At 69.9% G+C, this 16,658-nt stretch carries 17 protein-coding genes and 1 pseudogene; 8 read left to right on the top strand and 10 right to left on the bottom strand.

Annotation, left to right across the window (positions count from 1 at the left end; translation table 11 throughout):
• Positions 1-105 precede the first annotated feature (105 nt).
• The 8 genes from AWQ71_RS35950 to AWQ71_RS42265 all read left to right on the top strand — a co-directional run bounded on the left by AWQ71_RS35950 (position 106) and on the right by AWQ71_RS42265 (position 6,550).
• Entirely contained in the window at positions 106-1,401 is a 1,296-nt protein-coding gene (locus AWQ71_RS35950) for an extracellular solute-binding protein (RefSeq protein WP_218002097.1), read from the top strand.
• Positions 1,398-2,273, top strand: a complete 876-nt coding sequence (locus AWQ71_RS35955; protein ID WP_157570773.1) for a carbohydrate ABC transporter permease — start codon at positions 1,398-1,400, stop codon at positions 2,271-2,273. Before AWQ71_RS35950 ends, AWQ71_RS35955 begins: the two co-directional genes overlap by 4 nt.
• Entirely contained in the window at positions 2,270-3,082 is an 813-nt protein-coding gene (locus AWQ71_RS35960) for a carbohydrate ABC transporter permease (RefSeq protein WP_067142560.1), read from the top strand. The genes AWQ71_RS35955 and AWQ71_RS35960 overlap by 4 nt, the downstream gene beginning before the upstream one ends.
• Positions 3,079-3,882, top strand: a complete 804-nt coding sequence (locus AWQ71_RS35965; RefSeq protein WP_067142564.1) for an ROK family protein — start codon at positions 3,079-3,081, stop codon at positions 3,880-3,882. Before AWQ71_RS35960 ends, AWQ71_RS35965 begins: the two co-directional genes overlap by 4 nt.
• Positions 3,876-4,628: a GntR family transcriptional regulator gene (locus tag AWQ71_RS35970; protein WP_067142567.1), complete on the top strand. Its 753-nt coding sequence runs from the start codon at positions 3,876-3,878 to the stop codon at positions 4,626-4,628. Before AWQ71_RS35965 ends, AWQ71_RS35970 begins: the two co-directional genes overlap by 7 nt.
• On the top strand, positions 4,625-5,383 hold the full coding sequence (locus AWQ71_RS35975) for a sugar isomerase domain-containing protein (protein ID WP_067142570.1): 759 nt from the start codon (positions 4,625-4,627) through the stop codon (positions 5,381-5,383). The genes AWQ71_RS35970 and AWQ71_RS35975 overlap by 4 nt, the downstream gene beginning before the upstream one ends.
• A gap of 241 nt (positions 5,384-5,624) precedes the next feature.
• On the top strand, positions 5,625-6,137 hold the full coding sequence (locus tag AWQ71_RS35980; RefSeq protein ID WP_067142572.1) for a methylated-DNA--[protein]-cysteine S-methyltransferase: 513 nt from the start codon (positions 5,625-5,627) through the stop codon (positions 6,135-6,137).
• Positions 6,138-6,397: 260 nt separating this feature from the next.
• Positions 6,398-6,550, top strand: a complete 153-nt coding sequence (locus AWQ71_RS42265; RefSeq protein ID WP_157570774.1) for a hypothetical protein — start codon at positions 6,398-6,400, stop codon at positions 6,548-6,550.
• A gap of 110 nt (positions 6,551-6,660) precedes the next feature.
• On the opposite strand, the gene AWQ71_RS35985 is transcribed toward AWQ71_RS42265, so the two are convergent.
• The 10 genes and pseudogenes from AWQ71_RS35985 to AWQ71_RS44130 all read right to left on the bottom strand — a co-directional run.
• The gene (locus AWQ71_RS35985) at positions 6,661-7,353 is read right to left on the bottom strand and encodes a class I SAM-dependent methyltransferase (protein WP_245658838.1); all 693 of its coding nucleotides are present in this window, start codon (positions 7,351-7,353) and stop codon (positions 6,661-6,663) included.
• A gap of 351 nt (positions 7,354-7,704) precedes the next feature.
• On the bottom strand, positions 7,705-8,049 hold the full coding sequence (locus tag AWQ71_RS42270; protein ID WP_157570775.1) for a hypothetical protein: 345 nt from the start codon (positions 8,047-8,049) through the stop codon (positions 7,705-7,707).
• A 135-nt stretch (positions 8,050-8,184) separates the two neighbouring features.
• The gene (locus tag AWQ71_RS43490) at positions 8,185-9,447 is read right to left on the bottom strand and encodes a GNAT family N-acetyltransferase (RefSeq protein ID WP_067142577.1); all 1,263 of its coding nucleotides are present in this window, start codon (positions 9,445-9,447) and stop codon (positions 8,185-8,187) included.
• Positions 9,444-9,986, bottom strand: a complete 543-nt coding sequence (ybiA, locus tag AWQ71_RS35995) for a riboflavin biosynthesis intermediates N-glycosidase (protein ID WP_067142580.1) — start codon at positions 9,984-9,986, stop codon at positions 9,444-9,446. The genes AWQ71_RS43490 and ybiA overlap by 4 nt, the downstream gene beginning before the upstream one ends.
• 173 nt (positions 9,987-10,159) lie before the next feature.
• A complete protein-coding gene (locus AWQ71_RS44780) occupies positions 10,160-10,573 on the bottom strand; it encodes an IS3 family transposase (protein ID WP_157570776.1) in 414 nt (137 codons plus the stop codon).
• Positions 10,574-10,935: 362 nt separating this feature from the next.
• The gene (locus AWQ71_RS36000) at positions 10,936-11,820 is read right to left on the bottom strand and encodes a helix-turn-helix domain-containing protein (protein ID WP_245658845.1); all 885 of its coding nucleotides are present in this window, start codon (positions 11,818-11,820) and stop codon (positions 10,936-10,938) included.
• A 16-nt stretch (positions 11,821-11,836) separates the two neighbouring features.
• Positions 11,837-12,664, bottom strand: coding sequence for an alpha/beta fold hydrolase (locus AWQ71_RS36005; RefSeq protein ID WP_169806712.1), 828 nt, complete (start codon positions 12,662-12,664; stop codon positions 11,837-11,839).
• 127 nt (positions 12,665-12,791) lie between these two features.
• Positions 12,792-14,507: an ABC transporter ATP-binding protein gene (locus AWQ71_RS36010; protein ID WP_067142589.1), complete on the bottom strand. Its 1,716-nt coding sequence runs from the start codon at positions 14,505-14,507 to the stop codon at positions 12,792-12,794.
• The gene (locus AWQ71_RS36015) at positions 14,504-16,219 is read right to left on the bottom strand and encodes an ABC transporter ATP-binding protein (RefSeq protein WP_245658857.1); all 1,716 of its coding nucleotides are present in this window, start codon (positions 16,217-16,219) and stop codon (positions 14,504-14,506) included. The genes AWQ71_RS36010 and AWQ71_RS36015 overlap by 4 nt, the downstream gene beginning before the upstream one ends.
• 101 nt (positions 16,220-16,320) lie before the next feature.
• Positions 16,321-16,658 (bottom strand): annotated as a pseudogene (locus tag AWQ71_RS44130) (hypothetical protein); the annotation flags it as partial.

A 16,658-nucleotide genomic window follows, 5' to 3' on the forward strand; every position in this document is an offset into this window, starting at 1 on the left:
ACACCAGGTGTGGTGGGTTATTGGGTGATTCATCCGGAGGGGTTCCCTTGCGGCGAAATATTCGTTATAACAACCTAACGACCTGATGAATCAGGAGGCCCCCCTTTGGAATCGATACGGATAGCCGCGGCCGGTGCCGCGCTGATGGTGGTGGCCGCCGCGTGTGGCGGCGGCGGATCGTCATCCGGGAATACCAAGATCTCGTTCCTCACCCACTGGGGTCCTGAACAGGTCAAGGCCCTTGAGGCTGCGGCTACGGCCTTCGAGAAGGCCAACCCGGGCATCTCCGTGGACATCAGGGCGGTGCCGTTCGGTAACCTGCTCAGCACGCTGCGGACCCAGGGCGCCAGCCCGAGCGGCCCCACGATCGCCAGCATTTACGACCTGTGGCTGCCCGAGCTCGTCCGCGACGGGCTGGCCGCGCCGATGCCGCAGGACGCCGCCGGCAAGCTGACCGCCGGCTGGCCGGCCAATCTCGTCGAGGGCGTCACCAAGCAGGGCAGTCCGCGCGGCTACCCCAACGAGGTCGACCTGTACGCGCTCAACTACAACAAGAAGCTGTTCGCCCAGGCGGGCATCGCCGAGCCGCCGAAGACCTGGGATGAGCTGGAGGCCGCGGCCGCCAAGCTGAGCGGCAATGGTAAGCAGGGCTTCGGCGTGATCACGAGCTGGCCCGCCGGCTCCGTCCACCCGTGGCTGTCCCTGGTCACCTCCAACGGCGGGCAGCTCCTCGACGGCAACACTCCCAAGCTGGACGACCCCAAGACCCTCGCCGCCGCGCAGCTGTACGCCAAGCTGGTCATCTCCGGCTCCACCAAGCCGGAGATGAGTAACGCCAACGCCAACACCACCGGCCCCTACCTGGACAACTTCGTCAACGGCAAGACCGGCATGATCATCATGGCGAACTGGTGGCAGAGCGCCCTTAAGGACGCCATGGGCGACAAGTACCAGGACGTCGGTGTCGCCCCGATCCCGGTCGGTCCGCAGGGCAGCAAGAGCGCCCCGGTCTCCTACTCCTGGCTGACCATCGTCAACGGCAAGGCCGACCAGCCCAGGCAGCAGGCCGCGTGGAAGTTCCTCGACTACCTCAACGGCTCGGCCAGCGGCATGGGCGGCTCCTCGGCCATTGGCGACATCCTGTCCTCCATGGGCATCCTGCCCAGCAGCAACGCCGATCTGAAGGCGCACGCCGCGGCCGACAGTGACCCGTTCCTGGCCGGCTACATCAAGGAACTGCCCAACGCGGTCCCCTTCCCCTCCGTGCTCGGCGGTGAGGCGATGAGCCAGGCCGTACAGAAGCACCTGGAGAGCGTCGTCTTCGGCAAGGAGACTCCGGAGGCGGCGATGAGCGCGGCGCAGAAAGAGGCGTCCGACATCCTGACCAAGGCCGGCGCGTGAGCGTAGCCGGGCGCGGGAGGGGCGCGGCGGCGGTCGCGTTCCTCTCGCCCGCCATGCTGGTCATCGGCCTGTTCACGGTGGTACCGATCGGGCTGACGTTCTGGATCAGCCTGCACGACTGGTCGATGTACACCGCGCTGGGCGACATGGCCTGGCGAGGGTTGGACAACTACGCGGGCCTGCTGGCCGACTCCAGCTTCTACAACGCCCTGGCCAACACCGCGATCTACGTCGCGCTGGTCGTCGTGGTGACCGTGCCGCTGTCGATTGCGCTCGGCATGCTGCTGTACTTCCCGCGCGTGGCGGGCAAGGGCCTGGTGCGCGCCGCCCTGTTCTCAACGTACGTGATCCCGACCGTGGCCATCTCGATCGTCTGGGGCGGCCTGTACGCCCCAGAGTACGGCCCGCTGTCGCAGCTGTTCGGCGCCTGGCACCCCACCTGGCTCAGCGCCCCCGACACGGCGCTGGTCTCCCTGGTGATCTTCCACCTGTGGCAGATGACCGGCTACTACACCGTGCTGGTGATCGCCGGGCTCACCCAGATCCCCGGAGACCTGTACGAGGCCGCCCGCATCGACGGCGCCGGACTGTGGAGGCAGACGCTGCACGTGACGCTGCCGCTGCTGCGCCGTACCACGATCTTCATCGGATTGGTGGCGATCATCAACGCGATCCAGGTCTTCGACCCCGTCTACATCCTCACCCAGGGTGGACCTGCAGAGAGCACGACCGTGCTGTCGTTCGCCATCCAGCGCGCCGCCTTCCAGCACGGCCTGGCCGGCCAGGCCAGCGCGATGGCGTTCAGCCTGCTGCTCCTGTTGGTGGCGCTGGGCGGGGCGTTCCTGGCCGTGGTGCGGAGGCGATCGGCATGAGAAGACTCGCCCAGCTGGGGCTCGCGCTGGTGCTGATCCCGGCGCTGTTCCCGCTCTACTGGATGGTCGCCTCCAGCCTCAAGGGGCCGCAGGAGCTGCAGCGCATCCCGCCGACCTGGTTCCCGAGCTCGCCCTCGCTGGCCGCCTTCGGCGAGGTCTTCGAGACGGTGAAGTTCGGTCAGGCGTTCCTCAACAGCCTGCTGCTGGCCGGCGTCGCGACGCTGTCGGTGCTGGTCACCAGCGTGCTGGCGGGCTACGTGTTCGCGAAGTACACCTTCCGCGGGCGCGAGGTGCTGTTCTGGGGCGTGGTGGCGACCATGTTCCTGCCGCCGGTGGTGACGCTGGTGCCGCTGTACTGGCTCGTCTCCTCGATGGGGCTGGCCGACACCTACCTTGGCGTGCTGCTGCCGTGGCTGGCCAACGCCTTCGGCATCTTCCTCATGCGGCAGTTCATCGCCGACGTGCCCGACGAGCTGCTGGAGGCCGCTCGCCTGGACGGCGCCAGCGAGCTGCGGATCCTATGGAGCGTCGTGACGCCGCTGTTGCGTCCCGCGGTGGTGAGCCTGGCGATCTTCTCCTTCGTCTTCTACTGGAACAACTTCATCTGGCCGCTATCGATCCTGCAGGACGACGCCAAGTTTCCCGTCGTGCTCGCGCTGTCGCAGCTGCTCAGCTACAGCACCTCGGTGCACTACCAGAACGTGGTCATGGCGGGGGCGCTCATCGCCTCGCTGCCGACGATCGTGGTGTTTCTGCTGGCCCAGCGGGTGTTCGTGGCCTCGCTGTCGCGGACAGGGGTGAAGGGATGAGACACGTCGGCATCGACGTCGGCGGCACGTCCGTCCGCGCGCTCGCCGAGACGGGCCGGGAACGCGGCCGGGTGGTCCGGCACGCCGTCCCCGGCGACTACGAGGACCTGCTGGCGCTGCTGGCTCGCCTCGGCCGCGACGCCGACGCGGTCATGATCGGCCTGCCCGGCACCTCCACGGCCGGGGTCCCGCGCTTCGTGCCCGCCCTGCCTTGGCTGGCCGGCCGCCCACTGGCTGACGACCTGTCCGAACTGCTCGACGCCCCCGTACGGCTCGGCCTCGACGGCCACCTCACCCTGCTGGCCGAGGCCACCGAGGGCGCGGCCAAGGGGCGGCGCTCGGCCGTACTGGTGGCCGTCGGCACGGGCATAGGCGGCGCGCTGCTGGTCGAGGGCCGGGTGTGGCGCGGCGCGCACGGCAGCGCGGGCTCCTGGGGCTGGCTGCCGATGCCAGACCATCCCGACTTCGAATCGGCCGCGTCGGGTTCCGCGCTCGGCGGCCGCGGCCCCGGGTTGGTGGCCCGCGCCAGGGCGGGGGAGAGCGCCGCGGTGGAGGAGTTGCGCGGCTACGCCGTACGGCTCTCGCGCGGGCTCGCGGCTCTGGCCAGCGTCATCGACCCGGAGATCGTGCTCATCGGCGGAGGGATGGCCGACGCCATGGACGTGCTGGGGCCGCTGTTGGACACTGCCCGGTTCGCCTCCCCCGACGGCGGCCTGGTGCCGGTGGCCGCGACAGGACTCGGCTCGGACGCCGGGGTGGTGGGCGCGCTGCTGGCCGCCCGGATCGGAGCGGAATGGTGATCGTGAAGGGGCTGGACCCCTCCTCTGGACTGCCCCTCTACCTGCAGGTGGAGCGGGCTCTACAGCAACGCATCGACGACGGCGAGTGGCTGCCGGGCGCCCAGCTGCCCACCGAGGGCGAGCTCGGAAAGGTGTACGGCGTCAGCCGCGTCACCATCCGCCAGGCGCTGGCCAGGCTGGTGGACCGCGGCATGCTCGTCCGCGAGCAGGGCAGGGGCACGTTCGTCCGCGACACCAGCCTGACGGCGGGCACGCGCGGCGTCACCTCCTTCACTGCCGAACTGGCCGGGCTCGGGCACCGCTCGGGCTCGCAGATCCTGGAGCAGCGCGTCGTCAGCGCTTCGGCCTGCGACCTGCCCAAGGAGGTGGGCCTGGGTCCCGCCGACCGGCTGCTGCTCCTGCGCAGGCTGCGCACCGACAGCGCCAAACCCGTCGGTGTGCAGACGGCGCTGCTGCCGCTCGATCGCTTCCCCGGGCTCGACGAGCTGGACCTCGGCGGCCGGTCCCTCTACGAGACTCTCAGGGAGACCTACGGCCTGGTGCCGCGCGAGGCGCTGGAGACCTTCACCGTGGGGGGAGTGCTGGCCGAAGACGCCTCGACGCTCGGGGTCGAGCCCGGCGCGCACGCCTTCTACGTCGAACGGCTCACCTTCGATGCGCACGGGCCCTTCGAATACGTCCGCAGCGTGATGCGCGGCGACCGCTACCAGGTGCGACTCGCACTAAGAAACCAGGAGGTTCTGTGACCTACACCCGGCAAATCATCGAGTTGCTCGACCGGCTTGACTCCACCCAGGGTGCGGCGCTCGACACCGTGGCTGAGCGCTGCGCCGACGCCGTCGCTAACGGCGGCCTCATCCACCTGTACGGCAGCGGCCACTCGGTCATCCCCACCATGGACGCCTTTCCCCGCTACGGCAGCTTCTCCGGTCTGCACCCGCTGACGGATCCCCGGCTGATGTGGCACAACGTGCTGGGGCCCGGCGGCGTGCGCGAGCTGCTGTGGCTTGAGCGCACCGAGGGCTACGTGAAGCAGTACCTGGACCACGAGCCGCTGAGCCCCGGCGACGTGATGGTCGTCTACTCGCACGGCGGCCGGAATGCGGCGCCGGTCGAGGCGGCCATGTACGGCGCCAAGCGCGGGCTGTTCACAGTAGCCGTGACCTCGGTGGCCAACCTGGACCGGCCCGCCGAGCACTCCAGCGGGCAGCGCATCGCCGAGGTCTGCGACGTGACCGTCGACACCGGCGTGCCCGTCGAGGACGCGATCGTCGCGGTGGAGGGCTGGGACCGGCCAGTCGGCGGCGCCTCGACCGTGGTCGCGTGCGTGGTCAGCCATGAGATCGTCACCCGCACTGCGAAGGTGCTGGCCGGGCGCGGGGTGGAGCTGCCCACGTTCGTCTCGCCGACGGTGCCCGGGGCGACGGTGGCCTCCAATGACGAGGTCTTCGCCGACCACCGGCGGCGCCTGCACGCCGCCGAAGGCCGGTCGCTGGGCTGACCCACCCTGAGTCGCGCCCGCCGTACGGGTCTCCGTACGGCGGGCACCCTCGGAACCGCGCAGCGCCCGCTTTCCGTACGGTGGGCTACTGCAGACCTCGCACCCCCGCGTGCCACAACAGTGTCAGCGGCGTGAGCCTCCACTGAAGCCGGAGCGCTTCACCGTCAGGACGCGTCTCACGTTTCAGGCCGCTCGCGCGTCTACGTTGTGGACAGGCAGCGGTTGCAGGCAGGAGATCAGAATGGACGTCCGACACGCCTATGTGGACAGCCCGGTGGGGCGGCTGCTGGTCGTCGCCGACGGTGACGCGCTGGTGGGGCTGTATTTTCCGCGCTACCGGTACACGCCCCCGCAGTCGGCGTGGGGCCGCCGCGTCGCCGCATCGGCGGATCCGGTTTTGGCGCAGGCGCAGAGCGAACTCGACGAGTACTTCGCCGGGGACCGGCAGGTGTTCGATGTCCCGGCGGTGACGAACGGCGACGAGTTCCAGGAGCGGGTCTGGGCGCTGCTGCGGGAGATCCCGTACGGTGAGCGGATCACCTACGGCGATATCGCGGTTGAGCTGGGGAGCAAGGGGCTCGCGCAGTCCGTAGGTCAGGCGGTGGGGCGTAACCCGGTGAGTATCGTCATCCCCTGCCACCGGGTGGTGGGCGCGGGCGGGAAGCTCACGGGATTCGGCGGCGGGCTCGAGCGCAAGCAGACCCTGCTGGACCTTGAGGAGCCGGCCGAGGCACGGGCCAGCCGGTTGTTCTAGCCGCAGCCTCACGTACCGGCCGAGATGGCGTGCCGATAAGGCCGTGACCAGGAGACCTCCCTTCTGTGCGGCCCGCGCCGGGACGCGGGCCGCCGATGCCGTACGCCGACGGCCTCGCGGGTACCGACTGAGCCTTCGCCGTGATAGGCGGCCCATATACGGGCCGGCGCCCGGGGCGGGCGGCTCTGGACGGACGAGCTGGGTTCGGACATGGATGCCGGACATGAAAAACCCCCGATATGAGGTCATAGCAGTGCGCATTGATCGCCGCCGTCGGGCAGTTCCAGCGCGACCCGCAAAACGAGCTGACCGCCGAGGGGATCACCGCGGCGGAAGCCGAAGGCCGCTACCGCGGCCGGCGCCGGCTGGGAAGCCATGGCGGACCAACGCCGAGATTCTCGCCCTCGAAGTGAGCTGGGCCGATGTCGAGCGGTTGAGGCGCATCACACGTCCGGGCATGACGGTAGGCAGGCCCAAGCTGCTCCTCCACGCAGTCCCTGCTCATCCGCCCTCAGCCGCCGTGTCAGGCAGGGCGGAGGAGAGCAACCAGGAAGCTCGAGTCGTCCCCGAACGGACGCAGGTCCCAGGTGGACAGCAGCAGGTCGGGTTCGAGCGCGCTGGCTGCCGCATCCGCAAAGAACTCGCTGAACTCGTAGCCGCGGCCGGCGCCGAAGCCGATCGCGGCCCGGCCCTCCGGCGCGAGGTGCGCACGGAACCGTCTCAGCACCTCACGACGGGTGCTCGGCGCGAGGAACGTCATCACGTTCCCGGCGCAGACGATGACATCGAACGGCGTGGTGATGCCCTGCGCAGGAAGGTCGAGTTCGGCCAGGTCGCCGACCATCCAGCGCGGCCCGGGGTGGTCCTGCTCGGCGGCCTCGATCAGAGCCGGGTCGACATCGACGCCGACAACGTCGTGGCCGGCCTCGGCCAACATGCCGCCGACCCGGCCGGATCCGCAGCCGGCGTCGAGGACGCGGGCGCGGCGCGGCACCATGGCGTCCACGAGGCGGGCCTCCCCGGCGAGGTCGTCACCAGCGCGAGACATGGAACGGAAGCGCTCAATGAACCACGTGGAGTGACCGGGGTCGGCCGCGACCTTCTGCATCCAGATGCTCTGTTCAACCATGCCTGCATTCTCCCGGAGCGGAGGGGGCGGTCGGCGACCGCCGAACGGATGCCACTGCCTGCTCAATACTCGGGAGCGATCGTCCATCCAGGAGATTTCGACACCTACGAGTCCGAGTTCACCACGGCTTATCGCGTTGGAAGGAGTCCGGGAAATCTCCAAGGAGGGGGCGACCCTCCGCCCTCGGTCGTAGCGAGAAGTTCCTACGGGACCAGCGAAGCGCTCACCGTGCCAGGAACCAGGCCCACGAGTGGTGGCCCGTTGGATTCGACGGACGGGGACTGTACGGGTCTTGGCCCTGGATGGACAGACCCCACGAACGAAGGGGCTGTCCAGCGCCAACGGCTCTGGGGCTCTCTTCCGGCTCTGTCACAGGTATTGGGTGGTGGCGAGGGGACCCTGCTGCGTCGCAGTGAGCCGTGCATGGTCTTTCCCAGTTCATGAGGGTGGTGTTTGCGGGATTGTCGCCGCTGCTCGTGGAGGCTGTGGCCGACGAAGGCGAGTGGGTCCGGCTACGGGCGCGGATCCAGCAGAGGTTGCGGCGGCGCGCATGGCGGTGACGAGCAGGCGTCCGGGATAGTCGGCCAGCCGGGGGAAATCCCACCGGTGGTAGCAGGACCAGTAGCTGGCCACGCGCTGGTCGATGAGGGCGAGGAGTCCGGGGTTGTCGGCGAGGAAGCGCCCGAAGGCGCGGTGGGTCGGGGAGCCCGCGGTGCTGAGGTCGCCGAGCGAGGTCTGGATGTCGGTCACGATCTCAACGACGTACTCCCCGATCAGGTACACGATGTAGGGGAGGACCCATGGCTCGAGCGAGCCGATGATCTGCCGGAGGTGGCGCCGGCGGACGTAGCCGTCGTGGTGGCGGGTGTAGATGCAGTGCAGGATCGTCCGGCGGAGCGGAGAAAGACCGCCGAGCGCCTAGGGGGCGGGTTCGGGGTTGTAGATCCGTGCCGGGATGGTGAGGCTGTCGTCGCCCACGATCGCGCGGAAGGAAGCAGAAGGGGTGTGCCTGGCGGTGGGGAGGGCGTTGACCACGGCGGTGACATCGTGTGCGAGCACGTCAGGGAAGGCGCAGGTGAGACCCTCGTTGAGCCCGGACGGCTCCACCTGCCGGGGTTCGTCGATCTCCCGCCACCGGTAGCGGGCGTCGGGCAGGTTCTCCTCGTTGCCGCTGCCGTCCCCCTCCTCCATCAGAGTGAAGCGGCGGCGCTCGTAGAAGCGGCGGGCGCCGGTGTTCGGCTGGAACACGCAAAGGCCGAGCCCACCCGGTCGAGCCTTCTTGGCCTTGTCCAGCAGTGCGGTGCCGATGGCGCTTCCCTGGGCGTCGGGCGTGACGTACAGGTGCTCCAGCAGGTCGCCGCGCAGGGCGGCGAAACCCACAACCCGTTCGTGTAGCTCGGCGACCCATACCACGGATGCCGGAAGCATGACGTCGCTGACCCAGGCCCGGGTCTGCTCGTCGGAACGCAGGTGGGGCAGGCCGGTCATCTGGGCGCGGGCGGCGAGGAAGACCTCGGCGATGTGAGCGGCATCGCCCGCCCATGCGAGGCGGATCAGCGGCAGGGCGTCATGCGCGATCAGTTCCGCCATCTTTCGCAATCGAAAGAAACCAGAGGGGACGGGGAAGCTGAGGCGAAGCCCCCGAAGGTCGGCCAGGCAGTCCCGCAGCAGGCGCCGGTGGTCGGGGTGCAGGTTCCCTTCGCGTTGTAGGTAGGTCCAGATCATGCCTGCGATGGAGGTATCCAGTTCCACCAGGCCACCCTTCGGGCCCGGCGGGACGTCGGGGAACGGCAGGCGCGTGTGCTCGTCCCACAGCGCTGTGACGGTCCGCAGCGTCGCCTCGTGCGCGTCCGGGCCCGGCCAGCGGTAGCCGTATCGGTAGCGAATCTCCTCCTCCGTTACCGTACGGCTGTGCCGTTGTTCCTTGTCCGCGCCGCGGCGGCACGCGAACTCGGCCAGCTCCGCCTGCCGGGCCTTCCGGCTGACCTCCAATACGTTCAGGGCGCGGATGAGCGCGGCCTCGTCGGTGCGGACGTTGCCGGCGCGACCGGTGATGTAGGCCCATGTGGCGTTGAACCCCAGCGGCATATACCGCTCGACCGCGCAGCGCAGCGCGGAATACCGCGCGCCGTACGGAAGATTCCGGTCACGTACGCGCCGGGCGTAGGTGCCGAAGCTCATGCCCCCGTCTCCAGCGCGCCGCGGGTCGCCATCAGCGCGAATCCGAGCAGGTTGAGGCCCTGCCAGGTGGCGGGGGAGGCGGCGCGGTCGTCGTCGGCGGCAAGGCCGATGCCCCAGATACGGTCGTTCGGGCTGGCCTCGACCAGGACCCGGTTCCTGGTGGACAGCAGGTAACGCCGTAGCTCGGGGTGCTGGCCGAACTTGGCGGTGTTGCCGCGCACGACGACGTCGAAACGGTGGGCGTTCCAGACCCGCTGATCGAAGCCGCGTATGGCCCGGCCGAGCGTCTTGGCCTCACCCGGGTGGCCGGCCGTGAGGATTCGTTCGGCGGTTGGGGCGTCGCTGAACAGCCAGGCCTTGTGCGCCATCATGTAGTGCTCGGCGGAGGCGAAGGTGCGGCCGTTCTCGGTGAAGGTGACCGGCCACCATTGCGACAGGCAGCCGGGACCGACGCCGCCGCCCCTGGGCGGGCGATGCCCCCAGAAATAGAGGTAGCGCAGGAGATGCCCGGTCCGTTCCGCGGCGATCGCCTCGTCCATGCTTTGCGGCGGGGAGAACTGCTCAGACACCCCCACACCGTGCCATAGCCGGTTCCACCCTCGCCATCGACTTATCGACGCCGTCGAGCCGGACACAGCTCGGGGATGTCGGCGAGCGTGCCGTCGCTCCTGGCGAGCGCTCGGTGTGTGGAGAAGCGTGACAGCGAGCACGTTCAGCAGCGGCCTGATCGCCGAGGTGACCAGGTCACGTTCCGGGGAGCCGGGCCGAACCGCCGGCGCCGCAGGATCCGCCGCACGGTCGCTTCGCTGACCTGGTAGCCGAGTCGGACGAGTTCACCGTGCACCCTGCGGTATCCCCAAGCCGGGTTCTCCCACGCCAACCGCGCTACCAGGTCCCGGATCTCCTTGCTCGTCCTCGGGCGGCTTGGCCGGTTCGGGTACGTCCACCACTGTCGGACCAGGCGGCGGTGAACTGCGCCGGGTTTCTTGGAGGCCGTGATGTTCCCCGGATTTCGTGCCTGAACCGGCCTGGGCGGCCATATCGGCGGCTGTGCAAGACCGCCCCCGACGCGAAGCCGGCGCACACCGGTATGAGCATCCTGCTCGTCGAGCACGGGTGGTGTCATGACCCGGAGGGTGAGTCCCGAGCAGACACCGCCCTCGCGAACCTCGGATAGGCCGTCCGATCGATCGACGCCACCCGACCCCCCGGAAACCGTTACCAACCAGCGCGAACCACCAGATACTAACGACCGGTGATCAGCCCGCGGCCCGTTTCGTTTTCCGGTGGCACCCCAGGTAGGCGCCAGGCGTCGATGTCGGCCTGGCCACGGCTTGGCAGCTCACGATCGCGCCGGCTCAGCCGGAAGTTCTCGAGATGCGGCCACGACCAGCGAACCTTCCGCGGGGACTTTGACGAAACCGCCCTGACGCGGCGGGTCTCTCCACCTGCGCGGCGCGTGGCAGCCGCATCGTGTAGGCAAGCTGTTCAACGAAGGTCGGGGATGCGTTCGCCATCCTTCGCCGGGCGCTGGGTCGGCGATGAAGCCGGCCACGCGACGTCGTCGACCGCGAGCCACGGCGCGACGGCCAGGGCCGTGGGCGTGAGCCCGGCAAACGTCGTGACCTCGCGGTGGAGGTGGGACTGGTCGACGTAGCCGCTCTCGGCGGCAACGCGGGCGGCGGCGTGACCCGCCGCGAGTAGGTGGGCGGCGTGGTCGAAGCGCACCAGCCGGGCGGCGCGTTTGGGGGTGATGCCGAGCTGGGACCGGAAGCGGGACCACAGGCGCTTGCGGCTCCAGCCGACCTCGTCCGCCAGGCCGTCGACCCGCACCCGTCCCCGGCTGGTGAGCGTCCGCCGCCAGGCGTAGGCGACCTGCGGATCGACCGGTGGGTGGGCGCCCAGCCGTCGGCCGAGGATGTCCACCGCGATCGTGAATCGTTCGTCCCACGACGCGGCGGTGCGCAGCCTGTCCTCGGCTCGCTCGGCGTCGCGGCCCCAGACCTCCTTAAGGGCTACCACCGTCCCGCTGAGCTCGGTCGATGCGCCGAACAACGCAGCCGCCGCGACCGGCTCCAGCCGGATCTGGAGGCACTGGCCGGCTCCCCAGCCAGCCGCCCGGAGATCGCCGGGGAGGAGCCCGACGACGACACTGCCGCGCTCGTGCCGGCCATGGGTTTCGTAGACGACGCCTTCTCCCTCGCTCAGATCGACGAGCAGGGTGACGGACGGGTACGCGACCATGGCGATGTCCACCAAGGCCGGGGCACGATGGCGGAACCCGGCCATGCTGACCCCCGGCAGCCGAACCGACGGGCGGGGGACTGCGACGTCCACCCACGCCTGGTCAGGTGGCGTACCGGCCGACAACACACGGCCAGTCTAGGCATCAGGGGATCACCGGTCGTCGGCGGCCCGTCGCCGTGAAGCTCAGCAGCAGTTCGCCGACCGTCTCGGGCGCTTCCAGCATGGGCAGGTGCCCGACGCCGGGCAGCAGCTCGACCCGCGCGTCCGGCACCGCGTCGTACCGGTGCGCCGACGACGGCTCCCAACGGGGGTCGGCAGCGCCGAAGATCACCTGCACGGGGACATCGAGAGCGGCCAGACGCTCGGGCACGCTCCGCTCGGCGATGTAGGCGGTGTTGCGGCGCAGCACCGCCCGCATCACCCGGTAGGTGATGCCCCGTACGTCGGCGACCACGTCGTCCGGGAGGTCCACCGGGCGAACGGCCGTCGCGCTGATCCCCTTGCGGATCATCGCATCCGAACGCCTCGGCCACAGCAGCGGGCCCAACGGCGGGGCCAGCAGGGCCCGCAGGATGAACGGCTGCCGGAGGAGCGCATCCGGACTCGGGCCGCTACTGATCAATGCAAGCGAACCCACGAGGTCGGGACGTTGCTCGGCAAGCGCGGTGGCGACATAGCCGCCGCTGGAGTGCCCGGCCGCGGCGACGTGACGAAGCCCGAGGTCGTCCAGCAGCGCCGCCACCTGGCCCGCCTGCGCGGGCACGTCATACGACGGCGCGGGCGGGGACTGACCGCAACCCGGCAGGTCAACGCGGATGACGTGATGGTGGCCGGCCAGCGCCGGGACCACCGGGCCCCAGAAGCCGCCCGAGGCCCCCGACCCGTGGATGAGCAACAACGGCGGCGCCTGCCGCGGGCCGTCATGGACCACGTGCATCCCATGCGAGTGCTCAATGTCGTATTCACTCATGCGGAGACTATGCACGGGCGGCCGAGCGTCGGTCTTGGACAAATGTTCCCGTGGAGTTGAAGACCGGCGGCCGTGGCCATAACGGCTGTACCGAGGTCCCCAAGTCCGGAACACGGGCCTGGCGGGCTCATTCCCGCGCGGCGGGAGCCATGGAGAGGTTCCAGAAGTCGGCGTAGCGGCCGCCATGGTCGAGCAGGTCGGCGTGGCTGCCTTCCTCCACGATCCGGCCGCCGTCCAGAAAGGCGATGCGGTCGGCGCGTTGGACGGTCCGCATCCGGTGCGCGACCATGACCACCGTCCGGCCGGCCATCAGGTGCTCGATCCCCTCGTGGACGGCTGCCTCGTTCATCGGGTCCAGCGCCGAGGTCACCTCGTCCAGCATGACAATGGGCGCGTTCTTCAGCAGCGCCCGCGCGATCGAGACACGCTGGCGCTCACCGCCTGACAGCAGTGTGCCGCCCTCGCCGACATTGGTTTCCCAGCCAGCGGGCAGTCGCTCGATCACCTCGTCCAGCCGCGCCGCGGTCGCCGCCGCCCGCACCTCGGCGACGTCCGCGTCGGGGCGGCCCAGACGTACGTTCTCCTCGATGGTGCCGTCGAAGAGATAGACGTCCTGGAAGACGATGGCGATCCGCGCCATCAACCCTTCGGTGCTGATCGCGCGCACGTCCACGCCTCCCACGCGTACCGCGCCGGCGTCCACGTCGTAGAAGCGTGCCAGTAGCTGCAGCAGTGTGCTCTTGCCCGCGCCGGACGGCCCGACGACCGCGAGCCGCTGTCCCTCAGGGACGGTAAGCGACATCTCGTCGAACACCGTGCGCTGGCCGTGCCGGAAGGTGACGGCGTCGAACTCCAGGCCGTGGTGCGCCGGCTGGATCGGCTCGCGCGGTTCCCGCAGCGGCTCGGTGCGCAGCACAGCCTCGAGTCTGGCCAGCTCCGAACGCGCGCCGCGGAGTTTGCCGCCGATGTCCGACAGCGACAGCAGGGGGTCGGCGCAGCGGGCGGCCAGCACCAGGATCGCCAGGATCTCCGCCGCGCCGATGTTCCCGCCGAGCGCGAGGTGGGCGCCCAGCACCAGCAACGCTGTGAAGATCGCCTGCACGGTGAGCGTCAGTCCCACGGCGCTGGGCAGCGTGGCCAGCACGGTACGGCGGGAGGCACGCTGGACATCCAGGAGCGAGTCATCGAGCAGTTGGAAGCGTTCGCCGGTCCGACCGGCGGCCCGTAGCAGCGGCTGGTCCCGGAGGAATTCGATGACGCGTCCGCCGGCCTCCTGGTCGCGTTCGTGACGCTCGGCGTCGGCGGCGGCCGTCGCGCGTGCCGTCCGGGCCTGGATCGCCGCCACCACGGGTGCGGCGAGCAACGCGGCCAGTCCCATCCGCCAGTTGAAGGCGGTCATCACGGCCACGATGGTCAGGGGCGTGACCAGGGCGGAGATGAACGGTGCCAGCAGATGCGCGGCCACGCCCATGGCTTGCAGGAGGCCGCGGCCGGCCAGGACGGACACCTCGCCGATGCGACCGGCGTTGTACCAGCCGAGAGGGAGGCGGGCCAGGTGCTCGCCAAGCCGGTGATACATGCCGCGCAACATGGTGGTCCCGACCCGCATGCCGGACAAGTCGCTGATGTAGCGCAGCACGGCGTAGAGGGCGACCGCGGCCCCGAACGCGACCAGCCAGGGCACGGCGTCCGCGGGCGTGCTGCCGAGCAGCGCCCGCAGCACCGGGACCAGCAGCGCGTAGGACAAACCTTCGACCACCGCGGTGACCGTCATCAGGATCACGGTGCGGCGCATTGCCCAGGCGTACTCGTCCCCGAGCACGCGCAGCAGCATTCGGATCATCGGGGCTCGTCTCCTCGCAGTACGCCACCATGGGTTTCGATCTCGGCGGATTGGCGGGATCGCCAGAACGCGGCGAGTCTCCCGCCTCTTTCCAGCAGGTCAGTGGGCCTGCCGCGTTCGACGATCGCTCCGTCCTCCAGCACCACGACGGTGTCGGCGTCGGCGACCGTCTCCAGCCGGTGGGCGATGACGACGATCGTGCGGTCGCCGCTCAGCGTCGCCAGAGCCCGGCGGATCGCCTGTTCGGTCTGCGGGTCGGCGAAGGAGGTCGCCTCGTCCAGCACCAGAATGGGCGCGTCGGCCAGCAGGGCGCGGGCGATCGAGATCCGCTGCGCCTCGCCTCCGGACAGCTTGGTCTCTTCACCGAGCACCGTGTCATATCCGCGCGGCAACCGGAGGACGCGGTCGTGGATGCCGGCCAACCGGGCGGCGCGGACCACGTCGTCGCGGCCGGCCTGTGGCATCGCCAGCGCGATGTTGTCGGCGACCGAGGCGTGCAGCAGACGGACGTCCTGCAAGACGAAGGACACCCGCCGATACAGCTCCCGGCTGCCGATCTCACGCAGATCGACGCCGCCGAGAAGGACCGAGCCGTGAGTGGGGTCGAAGAACCGTGGCAACAGCTGAACCAGCGTGGACTTGCCGCTTCCCGACGGCCCGACGACCGCGGTGACCGTCCCCGGCTCCAGCACCAGGTCAATGCCGCGCAGCACCTCGTGATCGGCGTCATAGGCGAAACGGACGTCACGCAGTTCCACCCGGTGCCCCTGCGGCGGGCGCGGGTGGGCAGGCTCGGGCAGCGGCGGAACGGCGAGCACGTCTTTGATCCGGCCGACCGCGCGGCCGGCGCTCTGCAGATCGTCGAAGCCGTGGCCGAGCGCCGCCACCGGAGCGGTCAGTCCCAGCCCGAGGAGTAGGAACGGCAGCAGATCCGCCGGGGCCAGGCCACCAGACGCGATCAGCGCCGAGCCACCGATCAGCACGACGAGCAGCACGAACGGCGGCGACAGCGCCAGCTGCATCCCGGCGGCGACCGCGGACATGCCGCGCACCCAGCGGGAGAAGATGCTGACGAAGTCGTCGGCGGCCGTCAGGAACGCGCGGTGGGCGCGCTCGCCGCCGCCGAACGCCTTGACCACCGAGATGCCTTGCACGAACTCGACTACGGAACTGGCGATCCGTCCCATGGCCGCGTCGTAAGCCTCCTGCTCGCGCGTCCTGGCGGGCAGCATCAGCAGCGGGACCAGCGCTATCGCCAGCACCACCGGGATCAGCGTGATCAGCGTGAGCCGCCAGTCGACGGTGAACAAGTAGATCAGCGACACCAGGGGCACCACGAACGCGGCGACGAGCTCGCCGGGGGCGTGGGCGATGAACGGGTGCACGGCACTCACGTCCTCGTTCACCACCTTGGCCAGCTCGCCGGTGCGGCGCCGGGAGAACCAGCCGAGCGGGACGTGTCCCAGCGACGCGGCCAGCTGCCGGCGGAACGTCAGTTGCACCCGGCTGTCGAGAAGATGCCCGATTCCCGCCGACGCGGCGGTGAACAGCAGCCGGACGAGCAGGCCGGCCGCACCCGCGGTCACGACGGTCCAGACGTGCGTGTGGTCGATCGGGCCGGGCGACAGCAGGGTACGGCCCAGCTCGACGACCGCCAGCAGCGGGGCCAGACCCGCGAGCGCGCCAATGACCTGCAGGAGCGCCACAGCCACGAAACTCCGCAAATGAGGGCGCAACAGCCGAGTCATGCTCGGTCCCGCCGCGGAATCGGCATCGGGTTGCTCAATCGTCTGAGCGAGGTCGGTGGTGCTGGTCATCGTTCTCCGGTTTGCGTCGATCTCGTCACGACCCGGCCCGTGGCCGAGCCGATGGTGGATGAGGGGGCGGCGGTGGATGAAGGGGCAGGGTGCGAGCGGGCCGGCCTGGGCTTCCAGGCTCCGGTCCGCATCTCCAGGCGGCTGCCTCGCGGCAGGGTGACGGCCATGATGTTGTTGGGGACGTCCAGCTCGACGTGGTGCCACAGTCCGCGCGAGACGATGGCAGCGGTGCCGGCCACCAGCCTGACCTCTTCCTCCGCGGGGTGGACTTCCCAGCGGTCGGCGTGGACGTCGGCATCGGTCTTCGCGTGGAAGGCCATCAGCTGCCAACTGT

Source organism: Microtetraspora malaysiensis, from assembly GCF_001528665.1.
Lineage (GTDB): Bacteria > Actinomycetota > Actinomycetes > Streptosporangiales > Streptosporangiaceae > Microtetraspora_A > Microtetraspora_A malaysiensis.

Bases quoted from the DNA above. Each gene is read 5' to 3' on its own strand.
- AWQ71_RS35960 (WP_067142560.1), top strand. From the start codon at position 2,270: ATGAGAAGACTCGCCCAGCTGGGGCTCGCGCTGGTGCTGATCCCGGCG.
- AWQ71_RS35965 (WP_067142564.1), top strand. From the start codon at position 3,079: ATGAGACACGTCGGCATCGACGTCGGCGGCACGTCCGTCCGCGCGCTC.
- AWQ71_RS35970 (WP_067142567.1), top strand. From the start codon at position 3,876: ATGGTGATCGTGAAGGGGCTGGACCCCTCCTCTGGACTGCCCCTCTAC.
- AWQ71_RS35980 (WP_067142572.1), top strand. From the start codon at position 5,625: ATGGACGTCCGACACGCCTATGTGGACAGCCCGGTGGGGCGGCTGCTG.
- AWQ71_RS35985 (WP_245658838.1), bottom strand. From the start codon at position 7,353: ATGGACGATCGCTCCCGAGTATTGAGCAGGCAGTGGCATCCGTTCGGC.
- AWQ71_RS43490 (WP_067142577.1), bottom strand. From the start codon at position 9,447: ATGAGCTTCGGCACCTACGCCCGGCGCGTACGTGACCGGAATCTTCCG.
- ybiA (WP_067142580.1), bottom strand. From the start codon at position 9,986: ATGGACGAGGCGATCGCCGCGGAACGGACCGGGCATCTCCTGCGCTAC.
- AWQ71_RS44780 (WP_157570776.1), bottom strand. From the start codon at position 10,573: ATGACACCACCCGTGCTCGACGAGCAGGATGCTCATACCGGTGTGCGC.
- AWQ71_RS36005 (WP_169806712.1), bottom strand. From the start codon at position 12,664: ATGAGTGAATACGACATTGAGCACTCGCATGGGATGCACGTGGTCCAT.
- AWQ71_RS36010 (WP_067142589.1), bottom strand. From the start codon at position 14,507: ATGATCCGAATGCTGCTGCGCGTGCTCGGGGACGAGTACGCCTGGGCA.